Source organism: Stenotrophomonas sp. YJH_SMC_91 (assembly GCF_059368495.1).
Genome location: NZ_JCAFRT010000005.1, coordinates 191,688 through 206,809 on the forward strand (window position 1 = coordinate 191,688; position 15,122 = coordinate 206,809).

Sequence of the window (15,122 nt, forward strand, 5' to 3'; positions counted from 1 at the left end):
AATTGATCGCTGTTCGATGGGTTTCAGCGACATTTCGCAGCCTGTTATCCTCCCTGACCTGCTCGTGAATCATGGATTCCCTGCATGCTCCCCAGCCTGCCCCTGCTGCTGGCCCTGCCGTTCCTGATGGCAGCGGCTGTTGCGGCCTTCCCCCGTAGTTCGCGCTCGACTGCTGCCTGGCTGGCGGCGCTGGCGCCGTTGGGCGGACTGGCCATCCTCGGCTGGCTGACCCCGTCCGTACTCGACGGCCAGGTGGTGCGGACGATGGTCCCTTGGCTGCCGCAGATCGGCCTGGACTTCACCCTGCGCCTGGACGGGCTGGCGTGGATGTTCGCCGGGCTGGTGCTGGGCATCGGCGCGCTGGTGGTGCTGTACGCGCGCTACTACCTGAGCCAGCAGGACAACGCGCACCGCTTCTACTGCTACCTGCTGCTGTTCATGGGCGCCATGCTGGGCATGGTGCTGTCGGGCAACCTGCTGTTGCTGATGATCTTCTGGGAAATGACCAGCATCAGCTCGTTCCTGCTGATCGGTTTCTGGTCACATCGCCAGGACGCGCGCGAGGGCGCGCGGATGGCGCTGGTGATCACCGGCGGCGGCGGCCTTGCGCTGCTCGGTGGCGTACTGCTGATCGGGCGCATCGTCGGCAGCTTCGACCTGGACGTGGTGCTGGCCGCCGGCGAGCAGATCCGCGCCAGCGCGCTGTACCCGTACGCGCTGTTCCTGGTGCTGGCGGGCATCTTCACCAAGAGCGCGCAGTTCCCGTTCCATTTCTGGCTGCCGCACGCGATGGCCGCGCCCACTCCGGTCTCTGCCTACCTGCACTCGGCCACCATGGTGAAGGCCGGTGTGTTCCTGCTGGCGCGCCTGCATCCAGCGCTGGCCGGCAGCGACCTGTTCTTCTACACGGTCAGCGGCATCGGTGCGATCACCCTGTTGATCGGCGCCTGGAACGCGATCTTCCAGCACGATCTGAAAGGCCTGCTGGCTTATTCGACCATTTCCCATCTGGGCCTGATCACCCTGCTGTTCGGCCTGTCCACGCCGATGGCGGTGGTGGCCGGTGTGTTCCACATCCTCAACCACGCCACCTTCAAGGCCTCGCTGTTCATGGCCGCCGGCATCATCGACCATGAGACCGGCACCCGCGACATGCGCAAGCTGGGCGGCCTGCGCAGGCTGATGCCGTTCACCAGCGCGCTGGCGATCATTGCCTCGCTGGCGATGGCCGGCATCCCGCTGCTCAACGGCTTCCTGTCCAAGGAAATGCTGTTTGCCGAGGCGATCACGGCCGGAGGCCCGGGAATCATGCGCGCGGCGGTGTCGATCGCCGCATTGCTGGCTGGCGTGTTCGGGGTGGCCTACAGCCTGCGCTTCGTGCACGACACCTTCTTTGGCGCCGGCCCGCACGACCTGGATCGCGTGCCGCATGAGCCGCCGCGCTGGATGAAGGTACCGGTGGAACTGCTGGTGGTGATCTGCGTGGCAGTAGGCATCGCCCCGGCACTGACCGTGGCGCCGGTGCTGCATGCCGCTGCAGCGTCGATCCTCGGCAGCGCCATGCCCGAGTACAGCCTGGCGGTATGGCACGGCTTCAACCTGCCGCTGGCGATGAGCGCGATCGGCGTGATCGGCGGCGTGGCGCTGTACTTCGGCCTGCGCAAGCTGATCAACCTGCATGCCGTGACCAACGTCAGCACTGGCCGCAATGTGTTCCATGCACAGCTGGATGCCGTGTCCGCACTGGCCATGCGCCTGACCAACGGCATCGCCAACGGCAGCCTGCAGCGCATGCTGCTGGGCCTGGTGCTGGTGGCGATCGCAGTTGCCGCCGCGCCATTCGTGGCAGATCCGGCGTCGCCAAACTGGACCGCGCCACAGCCGATGCCGCTGCTGGGCTGGGCGCTGTGGCTGGTGATGATGGCCTGCGCGGTGGCCACCCTGCGCATCTACAAGCAGCGCCTGCTGGCGGTGCTGCTGGTCGGCGGCGTCGGCCTGATGGTGGCGCTGACCTTCGTGTTCCTGTCCGCACCCGACCTGGCCCTGACCCAGCTGCTCGTGGAGATGGTGACCCTGGTGCTGATGCTGCTGGGCATGAACTACCTGCCCGCGCAGTCCGGGCCGGAACGTCCGCGCTGGCGCAAGCGCCGCGATGCGGTGATCGCGATCATCACCGGCGCCGGGCTGGGTGCGCTGGCCTATTCGGCGATGACCCTGCCGCCGAACACCATGGCCGGCGAACTGCTCGCCCGTGCGTTGCCCGAGGCCTACGGCCAGAACGTGGTCAACGTGATCCTGGTCGACTTCCGCGGCTTCGATACCTTCGGCGAGATCACCGTGTTCGGCATCGCCGCGCTGGTGGTGCACGCACTGCTGCGGCGCACGCGGATGGCACCGGAACAGATCATGCCCGGCCCGCCGATCAAGCTGCCGGTACCGGCCGACCTGGCGCAGATCATGTTCCCGCTGACGCTGACCGTGTCGATCTTCCTGTTCCTGCGCGGCCACAACGCGCCCGGTGGTGGCTTCATCGCCGGCCTGGTGCTGGCGGTGCCGCTGCTGATCCAGTACGTGATCCAGGGCACCGCGTCGGTGGAATCGCGCTTCGGCTTCGACTACATCCGCTGCATCGGCATGGGCCTGCTGATCGCCCTGCTCAGCGGCAGCGCCTCGATGCTGTTCGGCGTGCCGTTCCTGACCAGTGGCCACCTCGACCTGCACCTGCCATTGATCGGCGACGTGCCGCTGGCCAGCGCGATCGGTTTTGACATCGGCGTGTATCTGGTGGTGTTCGGCGGCGCCATGCTGATGCTGTCGATGATGGGCACGATCAAGCCGTCGCGTACCCGCGCTGCCCGCAAGGGTGAGATCGACCTGCAACGCCGTTCGGCCCGCACCGGGGAGATGCACTGATGGAACTGGCCCTGGCTACCGCGATCGGCGTGCTGACCGCCATCGGCATCTACCTGCTGCTGCGTGCGCGCAGCTTCGACGTGATCCTCGGCATGACCTTCCTGTCCTACGCCACCAACCTGCTCATCTTCGCCGGTGGCCGCGTGGTGCTGGGCAAGGCGCCGGTGCTGCAGGAGGGCGTGGACAGCCACCTGGGCAACTACACCGACCCGCTGCCGCAGGCACTGGTGCTGACCGCGATCGTGATCGCCTTCGCGATGACCGCAGTGAGCATCGTGCTGGCCATGCGCAGCCGCAGCGACAACCACAGCGACCATGTGGACGCCCACGAGCCCGACGACGACCTGCAGGATGAGAGCGCATCGGCGCGCCAGGGCGAGGATCGCGCATGAACCATGTGGTGATCCTGCCGATCCTGATTCCGCTGCTCGGCGCCGCGCTGTCGCTGTTCGTCGAACATCGCCGCTACGGCCCCAGGGTGCAGCGCGCGGTGGCCTGGACCGCACTGTCGGCGCTGGCGCTGGCGGTGGGCCTGCTGTTCGCGTCGACCGCGGGCGGTGACATCAACGTCTACCTGCTGGGCGACTGGCCGTCGCGGCTGGGCATCGCGCTGGTGGCCGACCGGCTGTCGGCATGGATGCTGCTGACCACCCTGCTGCTGGCCATTCCCTGCCTGCTGCACGCCTGCTCGGGTTGGGACCGCCGCGCACCGCACTTCCATGCACTGTTCCAGTTCCAGCTGGTCGGCCTCAACGGTGCGTTCCTGACCGGCGACATCTTCAACCTGTTCGTGTTCTTCGAGGTGATGCTGATCGCCTCCTACGGCCTGCTGCTCAGCGGTGGCCGCGGCCTGCGCATGCGCATCGGCCTGCACTACGTGGTGTTCAACGTCACCGCCTCGACCCTGTTCCTGATCGCGCTGGGCCTGCTGTACGCCACGCTGGGTTCGCTGAACATGGCCGAGCTGTCGCAGCGCATCGCCGCGGTGCCGCCGACGCAGCTGACCCTGGTGAAGGCCACGATGGGCCTGTTGCTGCTGGTGTTCTGCGCCAAGGCCGCGCTGATGCCGCTGTACCTGTGGCTGCCGGAAGCCTATTCGCGCGCGCCGGCCGCAGTGGCGGCGCTGTTCGCGATCATGACCAAGGTCGGCCTGTATTCGGTGCTGCGCATCCAGATGCTGTGGTTCGGCGACGATGCCGGCGCGATGGCCGGCTATGGCCGCGACTGGCTGCTGTGGGCCGGCGTGGCGACGCTGGTGCTGGGCGGGCTCGGCGCCCTGGCCGCGACCCGCCTGCGCGTACTGATTTCCTACCTGGTCATCGTGTCGGCAGCCACGCTGTTCATCGCCTTCTCGGTGGGCACGCCGCAGGTGCTCTCGGCCGGCCTGTACTACCTGCCGCACAGCAGCTTCGTGGCCGCTGCGCTGTTCCTGGTTGCCGACCTGATCCGCCGCCGCCGTGGTGGCGCCAGCGACCGCAAGGAGGTGGTGGCGCCGATGCCGGGCAAGGAAACGCCGGCGGTGCTGTTCTTGATCGGGGCAGTGTCGGTGGCCGGCCTGCCGCCGCTGTCCGGCTTCCTGGCCAAGGCCGCGCTGCTGGCCGGCATGCCGGCGCAGTACACCGGCCCGGTCTGGACCGCCGTGCTGGTCAGCAGCCTGCTGGTGATCATGGGCCTGACCCGCGGCGGCATCCGCCTGTTCTGGCGCGTGCCGCCGGTCGATCCCGATGCACCGAAGCCGCGCAAGGCTCCCCTGCGCCGGGTAGAACTCTACGCCGCCTGCCTGCTGCTGGCCTACGGCATCGGCATGACCGTGGCCGCGGCACCGTTGATGCGCTACACCGACGCCACCGCCGCACAGCTGCTGCAACCCAGCGAGTACGTGCAGCAACTGCGTGCGACCACGCCGGAGATCCGCCAGCCATGACCGCCCAGCGCTCCCTGTTCCGTCGCCTGATTCCCTCGCCGATGCTCAGCATCATGGTGGTGGCGTTCTGGCTGCTGATGTCCGACAGCTTCACCCTCGGCCAGATCGTGCTGGGGCTGCTGCTGGGCGTGGTGGTGCCGCTGTTCGCCGCGCGCCTGGACCGCGAGTTCGCCCGTATCGGCACCCTGCGGCCACTGCCCAGGCTGGTGTGCGTGACCCTGTGGGACATCCTGATGTCCAACATCCGCGTCGCCCTGCAGGTGCTGGGCCCGGAAAAGAACATCCACCCGGGTTTCATCTGGCTGCCGCTGGACATCGCCAACATCCACGGCATCGCCGCGCTGACCAGCATGATCACCCTGACCCCGGGCACGGTCTCGGCCGCGCTCAGCGACGACCGCAAGTTCCTGCTGGTGCATGTGCTGCACCTGGAGGACCCGCAGGACCTGATCGATACGATCAAGCGCCGTTACGAGGCGCCGTTGATGGAGATCTTCCCATGACCGGTTTTGAAGTCATCCAGACCACCCTGGTGGTGTGCATGCACGTGGTCGGCCTGGCCATGCTGCTGGCCACCTGGCGCCTGCTGCGCGGGCCGACCGTGCCCGACCGCATCCTTGCGCTGGACACCCTGTCGGTGACCGCGATCGCCGAGCTGATGCTGTTCGGCATGTACCTCAATTCGCCGATCTACTTCGAGGCGGCGCTGATCATCGCCATGCTCGGCTTCGGCAGCACCGTGGTGCTGAGCAAGTTCGTGCTGCGCCGGGACATCGTCGAATGATCACCGCGATCCAGATCGGCCTGTCGATCCTGCTGCTGTTCGGCTGCTTCTTCATCCTGGTCGGCGCACTGGGCCTGGTGAAGCTGTCGACCTTCTTCAAGCGCCTGCACGCGCCGACCAAGGCCAGCACGCTGGGCGTGGGCTGCGTGCTGGTGTGCTCGGTCTGCTACCACATCTTCCTCGGCCAGGACCCGCAGCCGCGCGAGCTGCTGATCACCGTGTTCCTGTTCATCACCGCACCGATCAGCGCGCACATGATGGCCAAGGCCGCGCTGTCGCTGCTGATGGAGACCCGCCCCACCCTGCCGGGCAACGAACGTGCCGCCGAGGAGCAGCTGCCGCCGCCGGAGCCGGTGCGGGAAGAAGAAACCACTCAGAACCGGTAGTGCCGGCCGCTGGCCGGCAGTGGCAAGGGTTCCGTCAGAGGCAGTGAGGTTGCCGGCCAGCGGCCGGCACTACCTCATGCCGCGCCGACCAGCAGCAGTTCCAGCACGAACCAGCCGACAAACGCGACCAGCAGGATCACACCTTCGCTGCGGCTGATCTTCAGGTCGCCACGCAGCATCGGGTACAGCACCAGCGCGAACGCCAGCAGCGCCGGCAGTTCCAGGCGCACGAACGAGGCCGGCAGCGCCAGCGGCTGCAGCACGGCCATCGCACCGATCACCAGCAGCAGGTTGACCACGCTGGAACCCAGCACGTGGCCCAGCACCATGTCGCCATGCCCGCGACGCGCGGCGGCGATGGCGGTGGCCACCTCCGGCAGTGCGGTACCGATCGCCACCGGCAGCAGGCCGACCAGCAGCGGCGTCCAACCCAGGGCGACGCCAAAGTCGGCGGCGGCGCCCACCACCAGGCGCGCGCCCCAGTACAGCGCCAACGCGGCAATCAGCACGCGCAGCACGTTCAACGGCAGGCTGGTGCGGCTCAGTGCGGACTCGGCGATGGCCACCTGCACCTCGGCGCTCTCGCTACGACCACGGCGCAGCAGCAGCACCTGCACCACGATGAAGCCGGCCAGCAGTATGCCGCCCTCCCAGCGTGCCAGGCCGCCATCAAGCCCGAACAGGATCAGCAGCACACCCGCCGCCAGCAGCGACCACCACAGCACCGTCTGCAGGCGCGCGCGCAGCAGCAGGGGCGCAGCCATGGCCGCCACGGCCAGGGTCAAGCCCAGGTTGACGATGCTGCTGCCCACCGCGTTGCCCAGTGCCAGCTCCGGTTGGCCCACCGCCAGGGCGCGCGCGTTGACTGCCAGTTCCGGCAACGAGGTGGTCACTCCGAGCAGCAACAGCCCGGCAGTGAATGGGCTGGCGCCGAAACGCTGGGCCAGGCCGGACACGGCCTTGACGATGGAGTCCCCGCCCAACGCCAGCAGCAGCAGGCCGAGCAGGAACCAGGCAATGGCAATGGCGATCATCGAGCACTCCCCCAGCGGTCGTGGCGCGATTCTACGCTTGGCCCGTACGCGCGGCTGGGCCGTGGATCAAGGATCAGCCACAGCCTTCCGCATAATCGATCTGCGGGGTCTGTCCGACGCGCCAGGCACCCACCCGGCCATCAGCACCGAGTGCGAAGTCGATCACCGCCCCGCCCTCCTGCGCCGGGCGCACGCGCAGGTGCTGGGCCTTCTCGTCATACTTGTCGGGGCCGACGTCCGCGCGCTCGGGATACAGCACCTGCAGCTCACCCAGGGTCATGCCGACCTTTCCACCGCCCGGTGCGGTGATGGCGGCGCTGCGCACGTCGTAGCGCACCAGCTTGCGGCCCTCGATCATCAGGCGCGGATCTTCGGCATCCTGCGGGCGCAGGAAGTAGCAGCCGTCGTTGCTGTCGTCAGCCGGCAGCGGCTTGCCGGCCGCATCGGTGCCCAGACCCTGCAGCGGCGTGCCGAAGCCGGTACGGACCTCGGCGATGCCGGCACCCAGCTTCGCCCCAGCGAAGCCATCCAGGCGCGCGGGACTGTCCTCGCGACGGTCATTGGCTGGACGGGCGGCCAGGTCGGGATCCGTCGACTGCGCGGGTCCGGTCGCCGAGGCGGTTTCCGCCGGGGTGTCGCTGCCGCTGCCGGCCGCCCCCTGCTTGTCGGGGCCAGCACTGCAGGCTGTGAGCGAAAGGAGCAACAGACCAGCAAGCGGAAGGTGCTTCATCGGTGCGGTTCCCTGGCACAAGGATGGCTGCACGCTAGCCCATCCGGTGTGCAGGCGCTGCATTGTCATCGCGGTTTCATCGCCTTCGTTCAGGCTCGGCGAGCACCGACCTGGCCGTCCCTTCCATGCAACCGCGCAAGACCGATCTCGCCCGAACCGCGCTGCAGGCCCACCGCGCGCCGCTGGACATGCGCCAGCGCCGGCTGCTGATCCTGTGCGACGGCCAGCGTACCGTCGCCGACCTGACCGGTCTGCTCGGCCAGGAAGCACCGGCGATGGTCATCCAGCTGGTACAGGCGGGGTACCTGAGCACCGGCACAGGCGCCACGACCCCAGCACCGTCGACCGCAGCCGCGGTAGCGCCGGTGCCCACGCCGCCGGCAGCCACACCTGCTGCACCCGCGGTCGAACGCCGGCGCTCACTGGTGGCAGCGCGCATCTACGTGCTGGGCATCCTGGAAATGCAGCGGCATCCACAGGCGGCGGTGCTGTTCCGCGACCTGCAGCAAGCGCGTGCGGAGGACGAGGTGCTGCAGCGACTGCAGTCGGCAATGCAGCTGCTGCCCACGCTCACTTCGGATGGCTATTGCCAGCGCGTACGGCAGCGCCTGCTGGAGGCGTTGCCATTGGAGCATTGCGACGCGTTCGCCGAGATCGCCTGAAGAAAAAGGGGACGGAGGGGATTAAGTCGTTTCAGGCACACGTGTGCTGATTGCGGCTTAATCCCCTCCGTCCCCTTTTTAGGGTCAGCGGAAGTTATTGCGCAGGCCGTTCCAGCACTGCTGGTAATCGCCCTGGCGGTGGCCGGCGGCCAGCGCCTGTGCGGTCGGGCGGATCACTGCGCGGGTCTCGAACATGAAGGCCATCGTGTCCTTGATCACATCGGCCTTGGACAGATCGGCATTGGACGCCTTGTCGAAGGTCGGCGCGTCCGGGCCGTGACCACTCATGCAGTTGTGCAGCGAGGCGCCACCCGGGACGAAGCCTTCGGCCTTGGCATCGTAGGCGCCATGCACCAGGCCCATGAACTCGCTGGCGATGTTGCGGTGGAACCACGGCGGACGGAACGTGTTCTGCGCCACCAGCCAGCGCGGCGGGAAGATCGCAAAGTCCATGTTGCTGGTGCCCGGGGTGTCGCTGGGCGAATGCAGCACCAGGAAGATCGACGGATCCGGGTGGTCGTAGCTGATCGAACCGATGGTGTTGAAGCGACGCAGGTCGTAACGGTACGGCGCGTAGTTGCCGTGCCAGGCCACCACGTCCAGCGGCGAATGGTCGATCGGCGCACGCCACAGGCGGCCCTCGAACTTGGCGATCAGTTCGAAATCGCCATCCACATCCTCGAACGCCGCATGCGGGGTCTCGAAGTCGCGCGGATTGGCCAGGCCGTTGGAACCGATCGGGCCGAGGTCGGGCAGCTTCAGCAGCGCACCGTAGTTCTCGCAGATGTAGCCACGGCTCGGGCCATCGGGCAGTTCAACGCGGAAGCGCACGCCGCGCGGGATCACCGCGATCTGCTGCGGCTCGATCTCGATCACGCCCAGCTCGGTCAGCAGGCGCAGCGCGCCCAGCTGCGGCACGATCAGCAGCTCGCCGTCGGCGTCGTAGAAGTAGCGGCCGACCATGTCGCGGTTGGCAGCGTATAGGTGGATGCCCACGCCGGCATGCGCATCGGGCGAGCCGTTGCCACCCATCGTGTACAGGCCTTCGACAAAATCGGTCGGCAGCTCCGGCAGCGGCAGCGGGCTCCAGCGCAGCTGGTTCGGTGAAGCCGGCTGTGCGCCGAAATCACACTGCAGCTGCGACTGCGCGAACGGGGTGAACTCGCCATGGGTCACCGCCGGGCGGATCCGGTACAGCCAGCTGCGGCGGTTGCTGCCACGCGGCGCGGTGAAGGCGGTGCCGGTCAACTGTTCGGCGTACAGACCGTGGGCGACCTTCTGCGGTGAGTTCTGCCCGACCGGCAGCGCGCCGGCAACGGCCTCGGTGGCGAATTCGTTGCCGAAGCCGGACTGGTAGCCACGGGCGGTGATGGCGGGGGACATGGGAACTCCAGAGATTGCCGGCCAGCGGCCGGCACGACCATTCGGACAGGCAATGCCGGCGGGACGCCGGCATTGCCTGCAGACCTTACAGCACGCCGCGGCGGATCTGGTCGCGCTCGATGCTCTCGAACAGTGCGGTGAAGTTGCCTTCGCCGAAGCCTTCGTTGCCCTTGCGCTGGATGATCTCGAAGAAGATCGGGCCGATGCAGTTTTGGGTGAAGATCTGCAGCAGCTTGCGCTGGTGGGTTTCCGGATCCGCATCGATCAGGATCTTGTTCTTCGCCAGGCGCGGCACGTCTTCACCGTGGTTCGGCACGCGCTGGTCGATCACGTCGAAGTAGGTCTCCGGCGTATCGAGGAAGTCCACGCCCTGCGCGCGCATCGCTTCGACGGTCTCGTAGATGTTCTCGGTGAAGCAGGCGATGTGCTGGATGCCCTCGCCCTTGTACGCGTCCAGGTACTCGTTGATCTGGCTCTTCGGGTCGGACGATTCGTTCAGCGGGATGCGCACGATGCCATCCGGCGCGGTCATCGCCTTGGACACCAGGCCGGTCTTCAGGCCCTTGATGTCGAAGTAGCGGATCTCGCGGAAGTTGAACAGGCGCTCGTAGTAGTCCGACCACTGCTGCATGTTGCCGAAATACAGGTTGTGGGTCAGGTGGTCGATGAAGGTCAGGCCGAAGCCCACCGGGTGCAGGTCGGCACCGGCGATCGGCTCGTAGTCGCCGTCATAGATGCTGCCGGCGCTGCCGTAGCGATCGACCAGGTACAGCATGCAGTCGCCGATGCCCTTGATGACCGGCGCGCTGACCGCCTTGCTGTCCGGCTTGAAGGCGATGGCTTCGGCGCCGTTGCCCAGCGCGGTCTGGTAGACCTCCTGGCCCGGCTTCTTGAAGCGGATGGCGAAGCCGCAGGCGCACGGACCGTGCTTCTCGGCGAAGTCGGCGGCGAACGAATCGGGGTCCTCATTGACCAGGAAGTTGACGTCGCCCTGGCGATAGACGGTAATCGGACGCTGCTTGTGCTTGAGCACGGCGCTGAAGCCCATCTTCCGGAAGTACTCGTGCAGCTCCTGGCCACGGCCGGCCGGGGCGGCGAATTCGACGAACTCGAAGCCGTCGATGCCCATCGGGTTCTCGAAGGTGGTGACCTGCATGCCGGGGTTGGGATGCGAGGCGGTCGGGACTGCGGTATTCATGGCGTGGCTCCGAATCGGTACCGCATCGGTACAAACCAGGTGCGGGCAGGTAGGGACCCGGCGAGAATGCAGGGTCTGGACCCACCCCTTATAGTTACACTTGAAACCACCAGCAAGGTGCACCGCAACATGAGCCCCGCCGATCCCGTTTCGACCCGCCTGCGTTCCTCGCACGTCCTGCTCGACCTGGAACAGTTCCTGCCGTACCGGCTGAGCGTGCTGTCCAACCGGGTCAGCGGCAACATCGCCAAGCTATACGGCGATCGTTACGGTCTGGCGATTCCCGAATGGCGGGTGATCACCATCCTGGCGCTGTACCCGGGCTCCTCGGCCAGCGAGGTCTCCGACCGCACGGCGATGGACAAGGTGGCGGTCAGCCGTGCCGTGGCCCGCCTGCTGGAGCGCGGCTTCATCAAGCGCGAAACCCACGGCGACGACCGCCGCCGCTCGGTGCTGGCGCTGTCGGCAGCCGGCTTCGAGGTGTACGAGACCATCGCGCCGATGGTGATCGAAATCACCCGCAAGCTGATGTCGGTGCTGAGCGAAGAGGAAGAGCAGGTGCTGGAGAAGCTGATCCTGCGCCTGGCCGGCGAAGGTCTGGAACGGATGGGCGAAGGGGTCTGAAAGAAAGGGGACGGAGTGGATTAAGTCGTTTTGGGCCCCAAGTCGCGGGTGCCGACCCCGGCCGGTAGCGGAACAGTGGCTGGGCGATTGTCGTCCGCCCCCTTTGATCTGACGGGACCCGCTTCTTGGCGGACTGCGGACCGACCGCGAACGATGCCATCGGACGCATTCACCTTCCGCAGATCCCGTCCTGAAGTGTCGCCTTCGCCCAGCGGCATTTCCGCATTGGCCCGATACGGCCCGTTTCCGCCAGGCTGGTGTATCGGAACGGGCTGATCCAGTGAATTCTCCTATTGGACTGCTCACGTGTGCGGCCGGACGGTAAACGTTCAACGGGTACCAGCCCGGCCATCCACATCGAACGGGCGCCCTCATGGATGACTCGCGTTCAACGTCGCCGCATGGCCAGGAATTGCTGGCCGATCTCAGAGAGCTGATCTGCGCAGCGCGCAGCAAAATGCACAGGTCCATCAACGCCGAGTTGACGCTGCTGTACTGGCGAATCGGTCGTCGCATCCATGTTGACCAGATGGCGGGGCAGCGTGCGCGTTACGGCGAGGTTCTCTTCACCCGGATCGCCAAGGCGTTTTCTGCCGAGTTCGGCACATCCTTCGGTGAGAAGAGCCTGCGCCGGATGGTGCAGTTCTCCATCGCATTTGCAGACGAGCAGATTGTCGTATCGCTGATACGACAATTGAGCTGGACCCATTTCATCGCGCTGATCCCACTGGCGGACCCACTCAAGCGCGACTTCTATGCACAGATGGCCGCCACCGAGGGCTGGAGTGTACGTACGCTGCGCCAGCGCGTCGATTCGATGCTGTATGAGCGCACGGCACTCTCCAGTCAGCCAGAGCAGACCATCGCCGAAGAGTTGGCGGCACTGCGCGGCAACCAGCAGCTGTCTCCAGGGCTGGTACTGCGTGATCCCTACGTACTGGACTTTCTTGGCCTCAAGGACAGCTGGGACGAGCAGGACCTTGAAACCGCGATCCTTCGCGAGATGCAGGGCTTCCTGCTTGAACTTGGCACGGGCTTCAGTTTCGTCGCCCGCCAGAAGCGCATCCAGATCGACGGCGATGACTTCCACCTGGACCTGCTGTTCTACAACCGGCGCCTGCGCAGACTAATTGCCATCGAGTTGAAGATCGGCGAGTTCAAGCCGGCCTACAAGGGACAGATGGAACTCTATCTGCGCTGGCTGGACCGGTACGAACGTGAGGACGGCGAGCAGGCGCCGTTGGGCATCATCCTCTGCACAGGGAAGAAGGCGGGCCAGATTGAATTGCTGGAGCTGGACCGCTCAGGCATCCATGTTGCGGAGTACCTGACCACGCTGCCCTCCCGGGAGGTCCTCAAGCAAAGATTGCAGACTGCCATGGAGCGGGCGCGGCAGCAGCTGCAGACCGCGGCGCCCGGCCTCCCGTAGATCTACGCCACGCGCGGATGGCGTTCAAGCTTCAGCTCAGATGCTTGCGCCGTGCATGGATCCACGGCACCGCGAGCGCCGCGATGGCACCACCGGCGAAGCCGAGGGAAGCCGCAACCGTGGCGGCTTCGACCGCCCCCGGCAGCGCCAGCGCCGCCGCCACGAGCAGCAGCGACGGCAGGCCGACGAAGGTGCCCAGGAAGAAATGCCAACGCGGTGACCAGGTATTGAGCTGCAGCAGGCTGACCGGTTGCCAGGCTTCCGAGGCAGCGTCCTCGGCGATCTTCGCCACCGCCTTGGCCAGGTCCACTTCCGGCAGCGCGCGCCCCTGCCGTGCGGTCGCCAGCAGCTCGGCCACGGCCTCCACCGGCGGGAAACTGGACGGCCACGCGACCGGCGCCGGCACGCCATACGCGGTCAGCACCGGCACGCTCAGCCACGGCGCCACCAGCGGGCGCATGCGACGGCGGCCATGCACGCACCAGATCTGTTGCTGCCCATGCGCGGTGACGCTGTACAGCGCCAGTTCGTTGGCCGGCGGGTAGCCGAGCATGGTCACCCGCGCGGCCAGGCTGTCCTGCCCCATCGCGCGCAGGAAGCCGGGGCGGCTGCGCCCTTCCTGCATCCACGCCAGTCCCAGCGCACCCACCAGATAGGCCTCGGCCACGTCCTTGCTGCAAGCGGTGGCGCGTTCGTCGCTGGCCAGGTACCAGGCCAGCGACTTCGGTTCGGCGACATCCTCCAGGCCCCAGCGGCTGTCGTCTCCCAGAACGTGGCGCACCGGCAGGCGCGCGGGAGCGGTTTCGCCACGTTCGCCGGGCTGCAGGAACGGCAGCACGCCCTGGATGAAGGTGGACAGCTCGATCGCACGCACGCCGTGCCCCTGCCACTCCCGTGGCAGCAGCCCGGCCAGCTGGCCATCGGCGGCCAGCGCATCAAGCCGGGACTTCTGCTCGACCAGCTTCTGCACCGCCCCCTTCAGCACCACGTTGTCGGGCAGCGCGATCTGCGGCAGGCGATGACGCGGCGGCGCCAGGTCGACGGTGGCCTCGCCGGTTCCGGTGTCATCCAGCAGCGCCTCCTGCGGCGGCAAGGTTACGCCCTCGCCTGCTCCACCCTCGGCCAACTCACTGGCGGGTTCGGGCAGTCGTTCGGCGTGGTCGCTGTGCATGGGCGTTCCGGAAGGTTGCATCGACGGGATGTCGACTGAGGTCCTTGCCGGTAACGGCGAGCGCGTTGCGATATTGAGATGCCGATTCCGGGAATGTGATCGCAACCACAGTAGATCCACGCCATGCGTGGATGCACTTCTGTGCCGACCAACGGTCGGCACCCACCGGGGATGGCGGTCAGCGGTCGGCGTCCACCGGGGTTGGCGGTCAGCGGTCGGCACCCACCCACCACCACCCCTGCCGGCCAGCGGCCGGCACTACCCCTATTCCGGTTTGTCAGGCGCCCATTGTTTCAGGAACGCGCTCACCCGTGCCGGCTGGAAGGCTTCGCCCCTGCGCAGTTCGCCGGTGGCCTGCGACACCAGCAGTCCGCCATCGGCATCGAGTACCAGCAGGTATGGGTAGTCGCGCTCCATCACCGGGAACTGGGCGAAGAAGGCGGTGTTGGGCTGCTCGTCGCTGGCGTTGACCTTCACCCACACGTAGTGGGCATCGCGGAAGCGACGCAGGTCGCCGTTGCCTTCCACGACGTCGTCCAGCGCCCGGCAGCGCTCGCAGGCGGCGTTGCCGACCTCCAGCAGGATGCGCTTCTTGCCCCGCTGGGCTTCCACCTTGGCGGTGGCCAGATCATCGGCGGGGTTGCGGGCCGGGTCGAACTGCGCACCGAGCCCGGCGATGGCGGCGATGTCTGCCGCCACCGGGGTGTTGCCCGAGGCCACCGGTTCGCTGGGGTCAGCGACCGGTGGCTCGGTGGGTCGGGTATCCAGGGGCTGCGTGGGCTCGGCGGCGGCAGGCGGTTGCGGTTGGGAACAGGCGCCGATCAGCGCCGCACAGACCACCACTACCGCAGTACCGAGCTTGCTACGCATGCCTTCTACCCTCT

The 15,122-nt window shown here is 67.0% G+C and carries 15 protein-coding genes; 9 read left to right on the forward strand and 6 right to left on the reverse strand.

Annotated elements, in window-relative coordinates; translation table 11 throughout:
- Positions 1-84: 84 nt before the first annotated feature.
- The 6 genes from AC5P5X_RS09395 to AC5P5X_RS09420 are packed head-to-tail and all read left to right on the forward strand — an operon-like array spanning position 85 to position 6,007.
- Positions 85-2,913, forward strand: coding sequence for a monovalent cation/H+ antiporter subunit A (locus AC5P5X_RS09395; protein WP_111188978.1), 2,829 nt, complete (start codon positions 85-87; stop codon positions 2,911-2,913).
- A complete protein-coding gene (locus AC5P5X_RS09400; RefSeq protein WP_012481447.1) occupies positions 2,913-3,305 on the forward strand; it encodes a Na+/H+ antiporter subunit C in 393 nt (130 codons plus the stop codon). The genes AC5P5X_RS09395 and AC5P5X_RS09400 overlap by 1 nt, the downstream gene beginning before the upstream one ends.
- Positions 3,302-4,837 carry a monovalent cation/H+ antiporter subunit D gene (locus tag AC5P5X_RS09405; protein ID WP_111188979.1) on the forward strand — a complete coding sequence of 512 codons (1,536 nt, stop codon included), beginning with the start codon at positions 3,302-3,304 and terminating at the stop codon, positions 4,835-4,837. The genes AC5P5X_RS09400 and AC5P5X_RS09405 overlap by 4 nt, the downstream gene beginning before the upstream one ends.
- Positions 4,834-5,340, forward strand: coding sequence for a Na+/H+ antiporter subunit E (locus AC5P5X_RS09410; protein WP_005411333.1), 507 nt, complete (start codon positions 4,834-4,836; stop codon positions 5,338-5,340). The genes AC5P5X_RS09405 and AC5P5X_RS09410 overlap by 4 nt, the downstream gene beginning before the upstream one ends.
- The gene (locus AC5P5X_RS09415; RefSeq protein WP_005411334.1) at positions 5,337-5,621 is read left to right on the forward strand and encodes a K+/H+ antiporter subunit F; all 285 of its coding nucleotides are present in this window, start codon (positions 5,337-5,339) and stop codon (positions 5,619-5,621) included. The genes AC5P5X_RS09410 and AC5P5X_RS09415 overlap by 4 nt, the downstream gene beginning before the upstream one ends.
- Entirely contained in the window at positions 5,618-6,007 is a 390-nt protein-coding gene (locus AC5P5X_RS09420) for a Na+/H+ antiporter subunit G (protein WP_012481450.1), read from the forward strand. Before AC5P5X_RS09415 ends, AC5P5X_RS09420 begins: the two co-directional genes overlap by 4 nt.
- Before the next feature lie 74 nt (positions 6,008-6,081).
- On the opposite strand, the gene AC5P5X_RS09425 is transcribed toward AC5P5X_RS09420, so the two are convergent.
- Both AC5P5X_RS09425 and AC5P5X_RS09430 read right to left on the reverse strand, forming a co-directional pair.
- Entirely contained in the window at positions 6,082-7,041 is a 960-nt protein-coding gene (locus AC5P5X_RS09425) for a sodium:calcium antiporter (protein WP_111188980.1), read from the reverse strand.
- Positions 7,042-7,114: 73 nt separating this feature from the next.
- Positions 7,115-7,771: a hypothetical protein gene (locus AC5P5X_RS09430; RefSeq protein WP_043034282.1), complete on the reverse strand. Its 657-nt coding sequence runs from the start codon at positions 7,769-7,771 to the stop codon at positions 7,115-7,117.
- A 125-nt stretch (positions 7,772-7,896) separates the two neighbouring features.
- Here AC5P5X_RS09430 and AC5P5X_RS09435 point away from each other — a divergent pair, with 125 nt between their 5' ends.
- Positions 7,897-8,433 carry a hypothetical protein gene (locus AC5P5X_RS09435; RefSeq protein ID WP_088429011.1) on the forward strand — a complete coding sequence of 179 codons (537 nt, stop codon included), beginning with the start codon at positions 7,897-7,899 and terminating at the stop codon, positions 8,431-8,433.
- An 84-nt stretch (positions 8,434-8,517) separates the two neighbouring features.
- On the opposite strand, the gene hmgA is transcribed toward AC5P5X_RS09435, so the two are convergent.
- Complete coding sequence (gene hmgA, locus AC5P5X_RS09440; protein WP_005411339.1) at positions 8,518-9,816, reverse strand: homogentisate 1,2-dioxygenase; 1,299 nt, start codon at positions 9,814-9,816, stop codon at positions 8,518-8,520.
- A gap of 85 nt (positions 9,817-9,901) precedes the next feature.
- Positions 9,902-11,014, reverse strand: coding sequence for a 4-hydroxyphenylpyruvate dioxygenase (gene hppD / locus AC5P5X_RS09445; RefSeq protein WP_005411340.1), 1,113 nt, complete (start codon positions 11,012-11,014; stop codon positions 9,902-9,904).
- A gap of 66 nt (positions 11,015-11,080) precedes the next feature.
- Here hppD and AC5P5X_RS09450 point away from each other — a divergent pair, with 66 nt between their 5' ends.
- Positions 11,081-11,638 carry a MarR family winged helix-turn-helix transcriptional regulator gene (locus AC5P5X_RS09450; RefSeq protein WP_080047716.1) on the forward strand — a complete coding sequence of 186 codons (558 nt, stop codon included), beginning with the start codon at positions 11,081-11,083 and terminating at the stop codon, positions 11,636-11,638.
- A 373-nt stretch (positions 11,639-12,011) separates the two neighbouring features.
- A complete protein-coding gene (locus AC5P5X_RS09455; protein ID WP_111188981.1) occupies positions 12,012-13,067 on the forward strand; it encodes a PDDEXK nuclease domain-containing protein in 1,056 nt (351 codons plus the stop codon).
- A 31-nt stretch (positions 13,068-13,098) separates the two neighbouring features.
- On the opposite strand, the gene AC5P5X_RS09460 is transcribed toward AC5P5X_RS09455, so the two are convergent.
- A complete protein-coding gene (locus tag AC5P5X_RS09460) occupies positions 13,099-14,238 on the reverse strand; it encodes a hypothetical protein (RefSeq protein ID WP_099562752.1) in 1,140 nt (379 codons plus the stop codon).
- 264 nt (positions 14,239-14,502) lie between these two features.
- On the reverse strand, positions 14,503-15,108 hold the full coding sequence (locus tag AC5P5X_RS09465) for a thioredoxin family protein (RefSeq protein WP_111188982.1): 606 nt from the start codon (positions 15,106-15,108) through the stop codon (positions 14,503-14,505).
- Positions 15,109-15,122 lie beyond the last annotated feature (14 nt).